A 17364-nucleotide genomic window follows, 5' to 3' on the forward strand; every position below is an offset into this window, starting at 1 on the left:
TTCAGTCCCCATCCAGCGAGGAGAAGCCTGCGGTCAGGCCGAATTCAGCGGTCAACCTGGTCCCGATCAGGGTCGACAGGCTGGAGGTGATCAGCGCGAAATGATCGAGCTTGTCGCGCAATGCCGGATCGGCAAGCGCCTTGTCGATTGGACCGCTGACGGCCTTGGCGGTGGCGACACCGTTGACCAGCTGGATGTGTATCGATTCGGCCATCCAGCGCGCATCGGCCGGCAGGGCGTCGCCAAGTTTCGAGGCCTGGAACAGCGTATCGATGCCGGAGAGATTGCCGGCCAGTGACGCGGTGGTGTTTTGCGAGCGCCAATAGATCGCTTGTTTCGGCTTGTCCGCGTCCGGCTTGCCGCCGAAAAATCCTTTCAGGCGCACGTCACGCACCATTTCCAGCTCGTTGATGAAGACGCCGACCAGTTCGGTCACCGCTTCATTGCCGTCGCGGTAGAGCGGGTTCTGCGGCCCCGGATTGGCCCAAAGCGCTGCAAAGCCGTCCGGTTTGTTCCAGGCGGCGCTGACCTCGCCGGCCATGGTTTCGATGTTGCCGGCAACAGCAGTGCCATAGGCGCAGCGGTAGGAATCATCCTTGCCGGCCAGTGCATCGGCGCCGTCGCCGTAAAGCACGAACTCCAGCGCGCCCAGCCCCTGCATGGCGACGCTCTTGCCGGCCAGCTGTGCCGGATCTGTTGCGGTTGGATCCTTCGCCGACAGCGCCGCCTGCACCTGCTTCAGGCCAATGCTCTTGCGATCCGGCCAGAACAGCATGCGTTCCAGCCGGTTGTTCTCCTTGATCGGCCCGAAGCCGATGATTTCGGCTGACGACCAGGCATAGACGGTGGCGGAGAATTCGGCGCGTGCGGCATCGAGTTCTCCTTGCGAGGGCGTGACGCACAGCTTGCGCATGGATCCGGTCAAGGCTTCCGCATGCTCGTGCAGGCCGGCATAGGCCGGGCGGACGAAGCCATCGATCGCCCGCTGGATGATGTCGGAGGCTTTGACCGCCGCCGACGCAGGGACAACGCCCAGCAGGGCCAGCGGAAGAGCGAAAAACAATGCAGAACGCTTGAACATCACAGTGACTCCAGGAATTTGAGCAATGCGTCACGCTCGGTCGCGTTAGCGGCGGCAAAACGGTCGCGCGCTTTCTGCGCCTCGCCGCCATGCCACAGGATCGCCTCAGCCAGGCTGCGCGCGCGCCCGTCATGCAGAAAGAAGGAATTGCCGTTGACTGTCTCGGTCAGGCCGATGCCCCACAGCGGCGGCGTGCGCCACTCATTGCCCGTCGCATCGCCCACGGCCTGGCCATCGGCCAGATCAGGCCCCATGTCGTGCAGCAGGAAGTCGGAATAGGGCCAGATCAACTGGAAGGCCTGCGCCTTATTGGGCGTATCGCGGCGCGTGACGAATTTCGGCGTATGGCAGGCAATGCAGCCGATCTCGTAGAATGTCTTTTTGCCCGCGAGCACGTCCGGCCGGTCGAGGTCCCGGCGCGACGGCACGGCCAGGTTCTGCGAATAGAAGGTGACGAGATCCATCACCGGCGGCGGCGCCTCGACCGGGCCAAGACGCTGCTGCACGCCGTTCGGCATGGCGAGGCATTTTGCCTCCGCAGCAGTGCAATCGCCCCAATGCCTCGGCTCTTCGAGCGTCGAGATGCCGATGTCGCCGGCAAAGGCATCCGCCGCCTGCTGGCGGATCGACGCGGTCTGCGCCTTCCAGCCGAAGCGGCCGAGCGTCAGTTCCCCGTTCAGGCTATCGCGCACGATGTTCGGCCTGCCGGAAATGCCGTCGCCGTCCCTGTCGTCCGGATCGGCTTGGGCGAGAATATCAGACGGCGCGATCTGTTCGATCAGGCCCAGGCCGATCATCGGCGGTGTGAGCCGCGGCGACAGCGTGGTGCGCGGGTCAAGCGGCCCGTAGCCAAGGCCGTCAACCGAATAGCTCGGTTTGCGCAAGGAGATCACCGAGCCGTCCGTCAGCTCCACCTTACGTTCCTGGTAATCGATATGCATCCTGCCTTCACCAGGCAGGCCGGGTACGGCGAGCTCCTGCAATTGCCTGCCGTAGACCGGGTCGGGGAAGTTGAGCACCTCATGGTCGGCAAGCGCCGCCTTCTCTTCCACGCTGCTGGCGTCGCGGGCCAGCCGCAGGAACATCGACGTGGTGCCGGGGTCGCCTTGCGGCGGGCGGCCGCGGCCATCCTTCAGATGACAGTTCTGGCAGGCACGTTCGTTGAACAGCGGGCCGAGCCCGTCCGACGCTTGCGTCGAGGATGGCGACGAGACCCAGTTCTTGCGGAAAAGGGCATTGCCGAGCTTGAAGTCGCCCTCTTCCTCGAAGGTGATGTTGGCCGAGGATTGCGAGAAGGAATCGCGGCTGACGTCCTTTCGGGACGTGCCGGCGCCACCTTGCATCAATTCGAACGGCTCTGGCCTGGAAAAATCCGTGGTCGGCCTGGTGACGGCAATGACGCGCGCCTGATCCTTCGCATTGAGGTCGGTGCGCGTGGTGGCGAAGCCGGCCGGCTGAAGATCACCCGCCATCGCCGAAGAGGTAAGCGCCAACACGAGCATGACACAGCGCCGACGCGCCAATCCGGCTGGCGTCTTCTCAGGGGGCGGCGAGCCATTGGCCCGCCGCGAGCGGCGCACGAATTCTAGCAGGCGCCGCATTCCCGCATGCCCTTACTCCGCCTCGTCTGCCGATGCGGCGTTGAGCTGGCCGTATTTCTCCTCGCCGATCGAGGCAAGCAGGTCGAGCTGCGTCTCAAGAAAGTCGATGTGACCCTCCTCGTCGGCCAGCAATTCCTCGAACAGCTTCATCGTCACGTAGTCGCCGGCGTCGTTGCAGATTTCGCGCGAACGCTTGTAGGCGGTACGTGCGTCATATTCTCCGGCAAGGTCGGATTCGAGCACTTCCTTGACGTTCTGCCCGATGCGCAGCGGCGCCACGGACTGCAGGTTCGGATGGCCTTCGAGGAAGATGATGCGGGCGACGAGCTTGTCGGCATGGTGCATCTCCTCGATCGATTCCGCCCGCTCCTTCTTTGCCAGCTTGGCGTATCCCCAGTCCTCAAGCAGACGGAAATGCACCCAGTACTGATTGACGGCGCCAAGCTCCAGAAAAAGGGCCTCGTTAAGCCGCTCGATGATCTGCGGATCGCCTTTCATGAATTCTGCTCCCGTATTGGATGCGCAGGCCTCTGACGCGATCCAGGTGTGAAACGACATCCACGCCGCTCGCCTCCGAGCGAGCGTGGTAGTTTTCGGTGACCCGAATGATCGTTTCCACCACATTTGGGAAGCAGCCGCAACAGCGACCGCGCTTTTGCATTGCATGATAGATTTTCGCCGGCACGATCAACTGCCAGGGATCCTGGTCCAGCAGCCCGACGATCGTCTGCTCGATCTCCTTCTCGGTGATGATGTTGCAATGACAAATCAGCATTGGCTTGCTCGGCTGGCTGACGGCGTCTCCCGCGCCGTGTGGCTTGATCTTCTGGCGGAGGCCGTTGCAAAGCCGGTTGTCCGGCTCCGGGCCAGTCTCCGTCGTTTACCCCTTACTTGAACACCTTGTCCGGCGCGTCGAGGCTGTCGGACCCTTCGAAGGCGATGGTGCTGAGCTTCAGGGAGCCGACGGCGCGCTCAATCGACTTGGTCTGATCGATCAGCGCATCGATCGCCGCCTGGACGGTGGCATTGCCCTCGATGTTGCCCTCGGCGATCTGCTGGTCATAGGCCTCGCCGGCCAGTGCACGCGCCTTGATCGCCTCCATCTTGGCGACCGAAACATCGAGCTTGTCAGACAGTTCCTTGTCGATCGCCGGGTCGGCCGCCTTCACCATATCGGCCACCGAAGGACCCGAAACGATGGTGCCGTCGAGACGCGTGTAGCTCGCATGATAGGCCGCGCGAATGCCGATGGCGTCGTAGAGATGCGAATTGTAGGTGTTGTCGGAGAAGCAATCGTGCTCCTCTTCCGGATCATGCAGCAGTAGGCCGAGCTTCATGCGCTCGCCGGCCAGTTCGCCGTAGGACAGCGAGCCCATGCCGGTGAAGATCGTCGAGATCGCCGTGCTCGGCTCGCCATCGACAAGAGCCTTGCGGGCGGCGCCGTCTTCCTTCCAGTTGCCGACCATCTCCTGAAGATCCGAAACCAGAAGGTCGCTGGCCGATTTCAGATACTCGGCGCGGCGGTCGCAATTACCGCCGGTGCAGTTTTTGAGGTCGTAGTCGGTGTAGGGGCGCTCGCCGGCACCCGGGCCGGTGCCATGCAGGTCCTGGCCCCAGAGCAGGAATTCGATGGCGTGATAGCCGGTGGCGACATTGGCCTCGATGCCGCCGGCTCCCTGCAGCGTGCCGGAGAGGAATTCCGGCGAAAGCTTCGATGCATCGACCTTCTTGCCGTTGATCTCGATCTCCTTGTTGGCGATCACATTGGCCGTGTAGAGCGCGTTCGCGTCCGATTCGGTGCCGTAGCTCTTGGCGACATAGTCGATCAACCCTTCATCCAGCGGCCAGGAATTCACCTTGCCTTCCCAGTCGTCGACGATCTTGTTGCCGAAGCGGTAGACTTCGGTCTGCTGGTAGGGAACGCGCGATGCCTTCCAGGCGTCACGGGCAGCGTTGAGGGTTTCCACCGATGGCGTGGCGAGCAGCGCGTCGACCGCCTTGTCGAGCGCTTGCGCGGTGGTCAGCGAATCCTCGTATTTCGCGAGCGCGATGTCGGAATAGGTCTTGATGACCGCCTTTACATCTGTTTCCGCCTTTGCCGGCAACACGAATACCGCCGCCGTCAGCAGGGCAGTGGCGCCGATCGCCGCAAGCCTGCTGCCATATCGTGCTGTCATGATCACTCTCCAGTTTCTCGGAAATTCTGTAAACGGCGCGCGCAGCAACCGGCGCCAGGCCATCTGCGGGCCATTGGGCGCAAGAGATGCCGCGCCATCGCGCGGTTCGCGGAAGAAAGACACCAAAATGCCTCCAATCGAAAGGGTTCAAGGCCCAAACATTAAAGGGATGCGCTGACGCGCGAACTTCCATAAAGCTGCGACACCGTCGGATGTCAATGACAATCCGCAAGAAAAGTCAATCGAAACAACAGTTTAGAATTATTCTAAACTGCAACTGTCAACTTTATGCGTTTTCCTGCACCGGTCTTGCCGCTGAACTGTGCGATTGACAGCCGCCATCCCGGATGCGACCCGCAAAAGCTCGCTTGCAGCGGTGCCAGACAATTGCCATCTGGCGGAATATCCTAGGGTAGAATCGGGATTGAGTGCGATGAAGAACGGTGTGGTCATTGTCGGCGCGGGTCATGCGGGCGTGCAAGCGGCCGCAAGTCTGCGCGAGGACGGTTATGACGGACCGGTAATCCTCGTCGGAGATGAGGACGAACTGCCCTACCACAAGCCGCCGCTGTCGAAGACCTTCATCAAGGATGCCGAGGCCAAGCCACAACCCTTGCGCGGCGAGGCCTTTTACACCGGCAGCGCCATCGACTACCGGCCTGGCGTCAGGATCGATCGCATCGATGCCGGACGCCGCAGTTTGGATATTGCCGGCGGTGGTGCGCTTGCCTTCGACCACCTGATCCTGGCGACAGGCTCGCGCCCGCGCACGCTGCCGCTGCCCGGTGCCGATCTGTCCGGGGTGCTGTCGCTGCGCTCGCTGGCCGATGCGCGGCTGATCCGCGACCTCAGCGCGCAAACCGACGAAGTCGTCATCCTCGGCGGCGGTTTCATCGGGCTGGAGATCGCAGCCACGTTGAGGGCCGCCGGCCGCACGGTGACAGTGGTCGAGGCGGTGGACCGGCTGCTCGGCCGCGCCGTGGCGCCGGTGGTGGCGAGCCACGTCCGGCAACGGCTGGAAGCGACGGGCGTGCGCATCCTCACCGGCACCTCGATCGCAGGGCTCGAAGGCGAAAACGGTCATGTCGTGGCCGCGATCACCTCGTCAGGCGAAAGACTGCCGGCTCGCATGGTCATTGTCGGCATTGGTGCCGTGCCGAATGTCGAACTGGCACAGGAAGCTGGCCTCGGCATCGCCAACGGCATCCGCGTCGATCACCAGATGCGGACTTCGGTGCCGGAGATTCTCGCTATTGGCGATGCTGCCTCTTACCGTCACTGGTTCACCGGCGGCGACGTGCGCCTGGAATCGGTGCAGAATGCCACCGACCAGGCGCGGCTTGCCGCGCGCACGATATCAGGCCATGCCGACGCCTATTCTGCGGTGCCATGGTTCTGGTCCGACATCGGCGACATGAAGCTGCAGATGGTCGGCCTGACCGCCGGCGGCGACAGCCATGTCGTGCTGGGCGACCTGCCCGACAACAAATTCTCGATCTACCACTACGCCGGCGAGCGGCTGCTCGGCATCGAATCGGTCAACCGTCCGGGCGACCATATGCTTGGCCGCAAGATGTTGGGCGCCGGCTTCTCGCCGACGCCGCAGACGGTGGCCGCTGGCCCCGAGAGGCTGAAAGCGGCACTGGCCGCTTTCCTCGAGAATGAGCCCGCCAGAGCGGCGGGATAATTCCGTCCCTCAGGCGCGGCACCTTACTGATCAGGCGGCGCAGACTTCGCGGATCGAGCTTTCCAGAATGTCGAGTGCTTCGTTCATGACTTCGTCCTGGATGGTGATCGGCGCCAGGAAGCGGATGACGTTGCCGTAGACGCCGCAGGTCAACAGGATCAGGCCCTTGTCGAGCGCCTTCAACCGGATCGCATTGGCGATCTCGGCCGAGGGCAGGCCCTTCTTGACGTCGTTGAACTCGACCGCATTCATGAAGCCGAGACCTCTGATGTCGACGATCTCGGGCACGTCGTCGCGGATCGACTGCAGCCGCTGTTTCAGTCTTGCGCCCAGCGTATTAGCGCGGTCGCACAGCTTTTCATCCTCGATCACGTCGAGCACGGCGTGCGCCGCGGCAACGCCGATCGGGCTGCCGCCATAGGTGCCGCCGAGCCCACCGGGACCGGGCGCATCCATGATTTCGGCGCGGCCGGTGACCGCCGCCAGAGGAAAGCCGCCGGCCAGGCTCTTGGCCATGGTGGTGATGTCGGCGGCCACCTCATGGTGATCCATCGCAAACATCTTGCCGGTGCGGGCAAAGCCGGTCTGCACTTCGTCGGCGATCAGCAGCATGCCGTGCTGGTCGCAAAGCTTGCGCAGCGCAACCAGGAAATCCCGCGGCGCGTCGTAGAAGCCGCCCTCGCCCTGAACCGGCTCGATGATGATGGCGGCGACGCGGGCCGGATCCACATCGGCCTTGAACAACCGGTCGAGCGCCGTCAGCGAGTCGGCGACCGAGACACCGTGCAGCGGCACAGGGAACGGCGCATGATAGACATCTCCCGGCATTGCACCGAAGCCGACCTTGTAGGGCACGACCTTGCCGGTCAGTGCCATGCCCATGAAGGTGCGGCCATGGAAACCGCCGGCGAAGGCGATGACCGCCTGACGGCCGGTGGCATTGCGGGCGATCTTGATGGCGTTCTCGACAGCCTCGGCCCCGGTGGTGACGAAGATCGTCTTCTTCTCGAACTTGCCGGGCAGCATGCCGTTCAGCCGTTCGGCCAGGCGCACATAGCTCTCATAGGGCACCACCTGGTGGCAGGTGTGGGTGAAGCGGTCGAGCTGTGCCTTGACCGCCTCGATCACCCTGGGATGGCGATGCCCGGTGTTGACGACGGCGATGCCCGACGAGAAATCGATATAGCGACGCCCCTCGACATCCCAGATTTCCGAATTTTCAGCCCGGTCGGCATAAATCTGCGTGGTCATGCCGACGCCGCGGGAAATCGATTGGTTCTTGCGTTCGGAAATGGCTGAATTCTTCATCGTATCCCTCACCGGGCCGGCGCCCGTCCTGTTTGATGCCGTTGAGATGTCTTCTGACCTTATTTCACGTTTTCCTCAAGTCGGCACCACCGGCAGGCGATTGGGCCTGCGGTGGGCAGATCCCGGCGCTTAGCCAGTCGGGCGATACACGTACGAGACCGGTTTCCTTTTCCCAGGGATCGACTATCCTCTGGATGGCCGCGAGGCACCGCGATCAGCGAGCGGCCCGCGGTCGGGAGAGCCCATGAGCAGGAACGTGACTTCGCCCGTCTCGCAGCCATCGGTCAAAGCTCCCGGTCTTTTGTCTTTTCCAGCCGCCCCGGCGCTTTTCGCCTGCACGGCGGCGCTGCTTCTGGCCGGCTGTCAGAAGCAGGAAGCGGCGGACAAGAAACTGCAGATCATGGTGCGCACCGAAACGGTGGCGATGGCCGACTATGCGCCAAGGACTTCGCTGACCGGGGTGATCGCGGCGCGTACGCTGAACAATCTGTCGTTCCGGGTCGGCGGTCGCGTCGCCGAACGGTTTGTCGATGTCGGCCAGCATGTCGATCAAGGCACGGTGCTCGCCCGCATCGACCCGCAGGAGCAGGAATCCGACCTGCGCTCGGCGCAGGCCGATCTTGATGCAGCCAAGGCGCAACTGACCCAGTCCGTTGCCGCCTTCGAGCGGCAGAAGACGCTGCTGGCGCAGGGCTTCACCACAAGGCGCGACTATGACGCCGCGGACCAGGCCCTGAAGGTGGCACAAGGCAGCGTCGAAGCCGCGCAGAGCGCTTTCTCCAACGCCCAGCAAAACCTGTCCTTCACCGAGCTCAAGGCCGGTGCCGCCGGCGTGATCACCGCCCGCCAAGTCGAAACCGGCCAAGTGGTGCAAGCCGCGCAAACCGTCTTCACCGTCGCCGAGGACGGCGACCGCGACGCGGTGTTCAACGTGCAGGAGACACTGATCGCCAAGACACCGGCATCGCCTGCGGTGACGATCACGCTGTTGTCCGATCCGCAGGTCAGGGCAACGGGCAAGGTCCGCGAAATCTCGCCTGCGGTCGACCCGGCTTCGGGCTCGATCCGGGTCAAGGTCGCCATTCCCGACACGCCCGCCGGCATGCCGCTGGGAGCAGCCGTCATCGGCTCGGTAAGCGCCAAGCCAGCGAAGGCGATCCTGCTGCCGTGGCAGGCGCTGACGTCCAGCGCCGGCAAGCCGGCGGTCTGGATCGTCGATCCGTCGACCAAGGCGGTGACGATGGCGCCGGTCGAAGTGCTGGCGTTCAATTCGGGCACGGTCGTGATCGCCAGGGGGCTGGACGAAGGCCAAAGCGTCGTCACCGCTGGAGGACAGCTGCTCAGCCCTGGACAGACGATCGAGATATCGGGAGCGGGCCAATGAGCCGGACGCCGCGCATCCTGCTCGGCGTGCTCATGCTCGGCGCGCTGGCATCCTGCTCCAGGTCGGAGGAAAAGCCGCCCGAGATCATCCGGCCGGTGCTGTCGATGGTGATCGAGCCGCGCACCACGCAAGTCTTCGGTTTTGCCGGATCCGTCGAACCGCAGGTCAGCGCCGACCTGGCCTTCCGCCTGCTTGGCCGGGTCGTCTCGCGCGACGTCCAGGTCGGCGACATCGTCAGCAAGGGCACGACGATAGCGGCACTCGATCCGACCGCGCTGGAGTTGTCGCTCCAGGCGGCCAAGGCGGAACTGTCCAATGCCGAGGCGCAGTTCGCCAACGCCGCCGCCAGCGAGGAACGGCAGCGCCAGTTACTCGCCTCAGCCAACGCCACGCAAGCTGTCTTCGACGCCGCGCAGCAGGCGCGCAAAGCTGCGGAGGCAGGTGTCGAGCGGGCCAAGGCCTCGCTTGCCAAATCGCAGGAACAGCTCGGCTATGCCAGGCTGTTCTCTGATTTCGACGGTGTCGTCACCGCTGTCGGCGCCGAAGTTGGCCAGACGGTCTCGCCCGGCCAGACCGTCGTCACCGTGGCGCGCTCGGACCTGCGCGAGGCGGTGGTCGACATTCCCGACCAATTGACCGGTGATCTCGCGGCCGGCACGCCCTTCCAGGTCATCCTGCAGTCGCTGCCGACGATCCAGACCGGGGCTAAGCTGCGCGAGATCGCACCGCAATCCGAGGGCTCGACCCGCACCCGGCGCGTCAGGCTGACGCTCACGGATCCGCCACAGGCCTTCCGGCTCGGCTCGACGGTGACGGCGACCCGCGTGACCAAGGTGGCACCGACGATCGAACTGCCCATGTCGGCGCTGTTCGAAAAGAACGGTTCCGCGAAAGTGTGGATCGTCGACCCGCAGACATCGAGCGTGAACGCACGCGACATAAAGGTCGCGTCGAAGAATGGCGGCACCTTCACGGTGACCGAGGGGCTGGAGGCCGGCATGCGTGTTGTCACGGCGGGCGTCCACAGCCTGAGCGAAGGCCAGAAGGTGACAGTGCCCGAGGGAGGGGCCTCATGAAAGGCTTCAATCTCTCCGACTGGGCGCTCAACCACCGCTCCATGGTCTGGTATTTCATGCTGGTCTTCGTCGTGGCTGGCGTGTTCTCCTACCTCAATCTCGGCCGTGAAGAAGATCCCAACTTCACCATCAAGACGATGATCATCCAGGCCAACTGGCCGGGCGCCTCGGTCAAGGAAACCGTGCAGCAGGTGACCGACCGGATCGAGAAGAAACTCGAGGAACTCGATAGCCTCGACTACACCAAGTCCGTCACCACGGCCGGCCAGACCGTCATCTTCGTCAACCTGAAGGACACCACCAAGGCACGCGATGTCGTGCCGAACTGGATTCAGGTGCGCAACATGGTCAATGACATCGGGGCACAGTTTCCGCAGGGTGTGCAGGGCCCGTTCTTCAACGACCGCTTCGGCGACGTCTATGGCAACATCTACGCCTTCACATCGGACGGGCTGACGCCGCGCCAGTTGCGCGACTATGTCGAGGATGCCAGAACAAAGATCCTGACCGTGCCCAACGCCGGCAAGGTCGACCTGGTCGGCGCCCAGGACGAAGCGATCTATCTCGAATTCTCAACCCGCCAGATCGCCGCCCTCGGCCTCAACCAGCAAGCGATCGTCGCCAGCCTGCAGGCGCAGAACGCGATCACGCCGTCCGGCGTCATCCAGTCCGGGCCGGAGCGCATCAGCGTGCGTGTCGGCGGGCAGTTCACCTCCGAGGAAAGCCTGCGCGCCATCAATCTGCGCGTCAACGACCGCTTCTTCCGCCTGAGCGACGTAGCGACGATCACACGCGGCTATGTCGATCCGCCGACGGCACTGTTCCGTTTCAACGGCCAGGACGCGATCGGGCTCGCCATCGGCATGAAACCCAACGCTAACCTGCTCGAATTCGGCGAGGCCCTGCACAAGGAGATGGACAAGGTGCTGGCCGACCTGCCGGTCGGCGTCGGCGTGCATCTGGTGGCCGACCAGCCGGTCATCGTCGAGGAGGCCGTCTCGGGCTTTACGCGTGCGCTGTTCGAGGCGGTCGCCATCGTGCTCGCCGTGTCGTTCATCAGTCTCGGCATGCGCGCCGGCTTCGTCGTGGCGCTGTCGATCCCGCTGGTGCTGGCCATCACCTTCACCGTCATGGCCTATCTCGGCATTTCGCTGCAGCGTATTTCCCTGGGTGCGCTGATCATCGCGCTCGGCCTTCTGGTCGACGACGCGATGATCGCGGTCGAGATGATGGTGGCGCGGCTGGAGGTCGGCGACAATCTGCGCAAGGCAGCGACCTATGTCTACACATCGACCGCCTTTCCGATGCTGACCGGTACGCTGGTGACGGTCGCCGGCTTCATCCCGATCGGCCTCAACAACAGCGCCGCCGGCGAATATACCTTCACCCTGTTCGTGGTCATCGCCGTTTCGCTGCTGGTGTCATGGATCGTGGCGGTGCTGTTTGCGCCCCTGCTCGGCGTCACCATCCTGCCGGCGACGATGAAAACCAAGCATCACGACCAGCCGGGCCGCTTCACCTCGCTGTTCCGGCGCGTGCTTGTCGGCTCGGTGCGCCATCACTGGCTGACCATCATCGCCACCGTGTTGTTGTTTGCCGGCTCGATCGCCGGCTTCGGCCTGGTGCAGCAGCAGTTCTTCCCGCCATCGGACCGGCCGGAGCTGATCGTCGACTGGAACCTGCCGCAGAATTCTTCGATCGCCGACACGCGCGACCAGATGGAGCGGTTCGAGCAGCGGGCACTGGTCGGCAATCCCGACATCGACCATTTCTCGTCCTATATCGGCCAGGGCGCGGTGCGTTTCGTGCTCGCCTATGACGTGCAGCCGGCCAACCCCTATTTCGGCCAGACCGTCATCGTCACCAAGAGCATCGAGGCCCGCAACCGGGTCAAGCCGGCGCTGGAAAAGCTGCTGCGCGAGGAGTTCGTCGGCACCGACGCCTTCGTCAAGCCGCTCGAACTCGGACCGCCGGTCGGCCGCCCCGTGCAATACCGCGTCGGCGGTCCCGACATCCAGACGGTGCGCGAACTGGCGCAGCAATTCGCCGGTGTCATCTCCGCCAATCCAAAGCTCGCCGCGCCGACCTTCGACTGGAACGAGCCGCAGCGCGTGCTGAGGGTCGACGTGCTGCAGGACAAGGCACGCCAGCTCGGCATCACCTCCTCCGACATCGCCAGCGCGCTGAACAGTACGGTCGGCGGCGCCACCATCACGCAGGTGCGCGACGCCACTTACCTGATCAATGTCGTGGCCCGCTCCCGCGGGGCCGAACGCGGCTCGATCGAGACGTTGCAGAACATGCAGTTGCCGACCAGCACCGGCGAGGCGATCCCGCTCGCGGCGGTCGCCAACTTCCGCTACGATCTGGAGCAACCGACGGTGTGGCGACGCGATCGCATCCCGACCATCACCGTGCGCGCCGGGCTGGTCGGCGACGTGCTGCCGGCCACGGTCGTCAACGAACTGAAGCCATCGGTCGATGCCTTCACCGCCAAGCTGCCGCCGGGCTATTCGATCGCCACCGCCGGCTCGGTCGAGGAGAGCGCCAAAAGTCAGGGACCGATCGCCGCCGTCGTGCCGTTGATGCTGTTCGTCATGGCAACGATCCTGATGGTGCAGTTGCAGAGCTTCCAGCGCCTGTTCCTGGTCGTGGCGGTGGCGCCGCTCGGCCTGATCGGCGTGGTGGCGGCCCTGGTGCCGAGCGGAGCGCCGCTGGGCTTCGTCGCCATCCTCGGCGTGCTGGCGCTGATCGGCATCCTCATCCGCAATTCGGTCATCCTGATCGTGCAGATCGAGGATCTGGTGCGCGAGGGCAAGGATCGCTGGGCGGCGGTCATCGAAGCGACCGAACACCGGATGCGCCCTATCGCACTGACGGCGGCGGCCGCCAGCCTGGCGCTGATCCCGATCGCGCGTGAAGTGTTCTGGGGTCCGATGGCCTATGCGATGATGGGCGGCATCATCGCGGGTACCGCAATCACGCTGCTGTTCCTGCCGGCGCTTTATGTGACGTGGTTCAGGATCAAGGAGCCGAAGGGCCGGGAAGAGCCACCCGTTCTGGAGAACGGCGAACTGGCGCAAGGCTCAGCCTAAGGCTTTGCCTGATCATTCGTTGTCGTTGGAGGGCACAGGGCGCGACCTGGCGCGTTGCCATGGCGACGATTTCGAGGTGCGCCAAGCGTGCCAGCCTTCTGGCAAGTCCGCCAACGCCTGGATGCTTTCGTCCCGCTGCACAACGTTTTGCAAGCTGACGATCATGATATCGCCTTCGTCAACAGGTCCGGTTTCGCTGTTGTGGAATTGCCAACTGCCGTCGTCATCGTCATGTGAGACGTATGCAATCCAATCGCCGCGGGTAACGACTGCCCTATCCACAAACACCGCGACATTGGGCGGATCCGCAAACTTCCATTCCTCCATGGGAATTCCCCAAGATGGTTGTTCGGCGCAAAAGAGAAAACGAATTCAAGCGGTTCTCACAAACCCGTCGCTGGCCCGCAACAGATTGCGCGTATAGTCCTTGGTCACACGGCGTTCGACAAGATCCGCCGCCGCCAGATTCTCCACCGCCTCGCCGCTTTGCATCACCATCAGCCGCTCGCACATATGGGTGATGATGGCGAGGTCGTGACTGACCATCAGGAAGGTCAGCTTGCGCCGCTTGCGTACCTCTTCCAGCAGGTTGAGCACTTCCGCCTGCACCGAGGCATCGAGCGCCGAGGTCGGCTCGTCGAGCAGCAGGATCGACGGTTCGAGAATGAGCGCACGGGCGATCGCCACGCGCTGGCGTTGGCCGCCGGACAGTTGGTGCGAATAGCGGAAGCGGAAACCGTTGCCGAGGCCGACCTCGTCCAGCGCCCGCTGGATGCGCTTTTCGCCGTCGGCAAAGCCATGGATGGCAAGCGGCTCCTGCAGCAGACGGTCGACGGTCTGGCGCGGGTGCAGCGACCCGTACGGATCCTGGAAGACCATCTGCACTTCACGGTAGAAGGCTTTGTCGCGGCGCGCGCCGAGCGTCTTGCCGTTGACGACGATGCCGCCCGATGCAACCGGCGCAAGGCCGGCGATGGCCCGCAGCAGCGTCGATTTGCCGGAGCCGGATTCGCCGACCAGGCCGAAGGATTGGCCCGGCTGCACGTCGAGGCTGACGCCCTTCAGTGCGCGAAAACGGTCGAAGATCACTTCCAGCCTGTCGACGGCAATCGCAGAAGTCATGCCGCCCACTCCGGCTTGCGGTCGAGCACCGGCAGCGGGTGGCGGTCGGCACCGATCTTGGGCATGCAATTGAGCAGGCCGCGCGTGTAGGGATGCTGGGCCTGGCCGAGTTCGGACGCCTTGAGCTGCTCGACCACCTTGCCGGCATACATGACGATGACGCGGTCGCAGAAGGACGAGACCAGGCGCAGATCGTGCGAGATGAAGATCAGCCCCATGCCGCGCTCACTGACCAGCCGGTCGAGGATGCCGAGCACATCGAGCTGCACGGTGACGTCGAGCGCCGAGGTCGGCTCGTCGGCGATCATCATTTCCGGACCGGCGATCAGCATCATGGCGATCATGGCGCGCTGGCCCATGCCGCCCGAAACTTCATGCGGATGCAAATTGAAGACGCGAGAGGGATCACGGATCTGCACCGCCTCCAGCATGGCCAATGCACGGTCGCGTGCCTCCGCCTTGCCGACCTTTTCATGGGTGCGCAGCGTCTCGACGATCTGGCGACCGATGCTCATCACCGGGTCGAGCGAATATTTCGGATCCTGCAGGATCATGGCGATGCGCTTGCCGCGCAGCGCCCGGCGTTCGCGTGGCGAGACGGTGAGCAGGTCGATGCCGTCGAAGGCGAGCTTGTTGGCCGATATCCGCGCCTGCGGTGGCGTCAGGCCCATGATGGCGCGGCCGGTCTGCGATTTTCCCGAGCCGGATTCGCCGACGATGCCGAGCCGTTCGCGGCCGAGCGAAAAGGAAACGCCGCGCACCGCCTCGATCAGCCCGGTGCGGGTCGGGAAGGTGACGCGCAGGTCGTCTACGTCGAAAAGCGTCTTCGTCTCCCCGCTCATTGGTCGCCACTCCGCGGATCGAGCGCGTCGCGCAGGCCGTCGCCAAGCAGGTTGAAGCCGAGGCTGACGATGAGAATGGCGAAGCCCGGCGCACCGGCCACCCACCATTGATCGAGCACGAAGCGGCGGCCGGAGGCGATCATCGTGCCCCATTCGGGCAGCGGCGGCTGCGCGCCGAGGCCGAGGAAACCGAGCCCGGCGGCGGTCAGGATGATGCCGGCCATGTCGAGCGTCACCCTGACGATCAGGGACGAAATGCAAAGCGGCATGATATGGCGCAGCACGATGCGGAAGGGCGAAGCGCCCATCAGTTGCACCGCCTTGATGTAGTCGGAATTGCGCACCGTCAGCGTCTCTGCCCGCGCGATGCGGGCGTAGGGCGGCCATGAGGTGATGGCGATGGCCAGCACTGCATTCTCGATGCCGGGGCCCAGTGCTGCGACGAAGGCCAGCGCCAGGATCAGCTTGGGAAAGGCGAGGAAGATGTCGGTGATGCGCATCAGGATGGCATCGGTCCAGCCGCCGGCATAGCCGGCCACCGTGCCGACCAGGAGGCCGATGGGGGCGGCGATGATGGCGACCAGGATGACCACATAAAGCGTCCAGCGCGAGCCGTAGAGGATGCGCGACAGGATATCGCGGCCGAGATCGTCGGTGCCGAACCAGTGCTCAGAGCTCGGCGCCAGCAGGCGCGCGTTCTTCAGGTCGCCGAACGTTGGCGAATAAGGTGCCAGCACGCCGGCAAGGGCGGCAACGACCAGCAGGGCAATGATGATGAGCAGGCCCAGAAACGCCAACCGGTTGGCGGAAAAGCGCCGCCACGCCACATAGGCGCGGCCGAGCCTTGCCTGCATGCGCGAGGCCGGCCGCTCGCTGAGCAGCCAGTCGCGACGGCTCTGGATGGTGTCGACGCTCATGCGGACTTCGTCCTCGGATCGAGCACACGATACAGCAGGTCGGACAGAAGGTTGATGGCGATGAACACCGAGCCGATGACGATGGTGCCGCCAAGCACCGCATTCATGTCGGCGTTCTGCAGCGAATTGGTGATGTAAAGGCCGATGCCCGGCCATGAGAAGACGGTCTCGGTCAGCACCGAACCTTCCAGCAGTCCGGCATAGGACAGCGCGATCACCGTCACCATCGGCACCGCCGCGTTGCGCAGCGCGTGGCCCCAGATGATGCGGGTTTCCGACAGGCCCTTGGCGCGCGCCGCGACGATATATTCCTGCGACAATTCGTTGAGCATGAACGAGCGCGTCATGCGGCTGATATAGGCGAGCGAGAAATAGCCGAGCAGCGAGGCCGGCAGGATGATGTGGCGGAAGGCGTCGTAAAAAACGTCCCACTGCCCCTGCATTGCGGAGTCGAGGAGATAGAAGCCGGTGATCGGCGTAAAGGTGTATTCGTAGACGACGTCGAGCCTCGCCGGGAAGGCAACCCATTGCAGCTTGGCGTAAAACAGCACCAGCCCAAGCAGCCCCAGCCAGAAGATCGGCACGGAATAACCGATCAGGCCGATGACGCGCACGATCTGGTCGATGAGGCTGCCGCGCCTGACCGCGGCCAGCACACCGAGCGGCACGCCGAACAACGCGCCGATCAGCGTTCCGAGGGTCGCCAGTTCCGTCGTGGCCGGAAGCGCCCGGCGAATGTCGGTCATGACCGGATTGGTGGTCAGCACGGAGACGCCGAAATTGCCGTTCAGCGCATTCTTCACATAGATGTAGAACTGCTCGATCAACGGCAAATCGAGACCCATCTCGCGGCGCGTGCGCTCAACCACATTGGCCGGCGCCCGGTCGCCGAGCACCGCCAGCACCGGGTCGATCGGAATGACGCGGCCGATGAAGAAGGTGACCGCTAGCAGACCAAGATAGGTCGTGATCGCAATGACCAGGAAACGGCCAAGCGATGATGCAATAGCGACGGCGCGGGCGCTGCCGCGCCCCGCCGCCACTTCTTTTTCAACCGCGCTCATGCGGCGTGTC

The 17364-nt window shown here is 64.0% G+C and carries 15 protein-coding genes; 4 read left to right on the plus strand and 11 right to left on the minus strand.

The features are described from left to right. Window position 1: 1 nt before the first annotated feature. The 5 genes from AC0NIL_RS00195 to AC0NIL_RS00215 all read right to left on the minus strand — a co-directional run bounded on the left by AC0NIL_RS00195 (window position 2) and on the right by AC0NIL_RS00215 (window position 4859). Window positions 2-1081, minus strand: a complete 1080-nt coding sequence (locus AC0NIL_RS00195) for an imelysin family protein (protein WP_473573249.1) — start codon at window positions 1079-1081, stop codon at window positions 2-4. After that, on the minus strand, window positions 1081-2682 hold the full coding sequence (locus tag AC0NIL_RS00200; protein ID WP_027161772.1) for a di-heme oxidoreductase family protein: 1602 nt from the start codon (window positions 2680-2682) through the stop codon (window positions 1081-1083). Before AC0NIL_RS00200 ends, AC0NIL_RS00195 begins: the two co-directional genes overlap by 1 nt. 12 nt (window positions 2683-2694) lie before the next feature. Next, entirely contained in the window at window positions 2695-3180 is a 486-nt protein-coding gene (gene bfr / locus AC0NIL_RS00205) for a bacterioferritin (protein ID WP_013527914.1), read from the minus strand. Continuing rightward, complete coding sequence (locus AC0NIL_RS00210) at window positions 3146-3457, minus strand: (2Fe-2S)-binding protein (protein WP_013527915.1); 312 nt, start codon at window positions 3455-3457, stop codon at window positions 3146-3148. Before AC0NIL_RS00210 ends, bfr begins: the two co-directional genes overlap by 35 nt. Before the next feature lie 112 nt (window positions 3458-3569). Next, on the minus strand, window positions 3570-4859 hold the full coding sequence (locus tag AC0NIL_RS00215) for an imelysin family protein (protein WP_013527916.1): 1290 nt from the start codon (window positions 4857-4859) through the stop codon (window positions 3570-3572). A gap of 433 nt (window positions 4860-5292) precedes the next feature. Between AC0NIL_RS00215 and AC0NIL_RS00220 the strand changes: the two genes are divergently transcribed. After that, on the plus strand, window positions 5293-6546 hold the full coding sequence (locus AC0NIL_RS00220; protein WP_473573251.1) for an NAD(P)/FAD-dependent oxidoreductase: 1254 nt from the start codon (window positions 5293-5295) through the stop codon (window positions 6544-6546). 30 nt (window positions 6547-6576) lie between these two features. Here AC0NIL_RS00220 and AC0NIL_RS00225 read toward each other — a convergent pair whose 3' ends face one another. Continuing rightward, entirely contained in the window at window positions 6577-7854 is a 1278-nt protein-coding gene (locus AC0NIL_RS00225) for a 4-aminobutyrate--2-oxoglutarate transaminase (protein WP_473573253.1), read from the minus strand. A 244-nt stretch (window positions 7855-8098) separates the two neighbouring features. Here AC0NIL_RS00225 and AC0NIL_RS00230 point away from each other — a divergent pair, with 244 nt between their 5' ends. From AC0NIL_RS00230 to AC0NIL_RS00240, 3 genes are read left to right on the plus strand one after another with little or no spacing between them, the layout of a single operon-like run. Then, window positions 8099-9238, plus strand: coding sequence for an efflux RND transporter periplasmic adaptor subunit (locus AC0NIL_RS00230; RefSeq protein ID WP_275954079.1), 1140 nt, complete (start codon window positions 8099-8101; stop codon window positions 9236-9238). Beyond that, entirely contained in the window at window positions 9235-10314 is a 1080-nt protein-coding gene (locus tag AC0NIL_RS00235) for an efflux RND transporter periplasmic adaptor subunit (RefSeq protein ID WP_024503446.1), read from the plus strand. Before AC0NIL_RS00230 ends, AC0NIL_RS00235 begins: the two co-directional genes overlap by 4 nt. Continuing rightward, entirely contained in the window at window positions 10311-13409 is a 3099-nt protein-coding gene (locus AC0NIL_RS00240) for an efflux RND transporter permease subunit (RefSeq protein WP_127368030.1), read from the plus strand. The genes AC0NIL_RS00235 and AC0NIL_RS00240 overlap by 4 nt, the downstream gene beginning before the upstream one ends. A 12-nt stretch (window positions 13410-13421) precedes the next feature. Here AC0NIL_RS00240 and AC0NIL_RS00245 read toward each other — a convergent pair whose 3' ends face one another. The 5 genes from AC0NIL_RS00245 to AC0NIL_RS00265 are packed head-to-tail and all read right to left on the minus strand — an operon-like array spanning window position 13422 to window position 17354. Beyond that, on the minus strand, window positions 13422-13736 hold the full coding sequence (locus AC0NIL_RS00245) for a hypothetical protein (protein WP_206519134.1): 315 nt from the start codon (window positions 13734-13736) through the stop codon (window positions 13422-13424). A 45-nt stretch (window positions 13737-13781) separates the two neighbouring features. Next, the gene (locus AC0NIL_RS00250; RefSeq protein WP_275954080.1) at window positions 13782-14531 is read right to left on the minus strand and encodes an ABC transporter ATP-binding protein; all 750 of its coding nucleotides are present in this window, start codon (window positions 14529-14531) and stop codon (window positions 13782-13784) included. Then, on the minus strand, window positions 14528-15373 hold the full coding sequence (locus AC0NIL_RS00255; protein ID WP_275954081.1) for an ABC transporter ATP-binding protein: 846 nt from the start codon (window positions 15371-15373) through the stop codon (window positions 14528-14530). Before AC0NIL_RS00255 ends, AC0NIL_RS00250 begins: the two co-directional genes overlap by 4 nt. Beyond that, window positions 15370-16290, minus strand: coding sequence for a nickel transporter permease (gene nikC, locus AC0NIL_RS00260; protein ID WP_024503441.1), 921 nt, complete (start codon window positions 16288-16290; stop codon window positions 15370-15372). Before nikC ends, AC0NIL_RS00255 begins: the two co-directional genes overlap by 4 nt. Continuing rightward, window positions 16287-17354 (minus strand): ABC transporter permease, encoded by a 1068-nt coding sequence (locus AC0NIL_RS00265; protein WP_024503440.1) that lies wholly within the window; start codon window positions 17352-17354, stop codon window positions 16287-16289. Before AC0NIL_RS00265 ends, nikC begins: the two co-directional genes overlap by 4 nt. Window positions 17355-17364: the final 10 nt, after the last annotated feature.

The organism is Mesorhizobium sp. WSM1343, assembly GCF_055901535.1.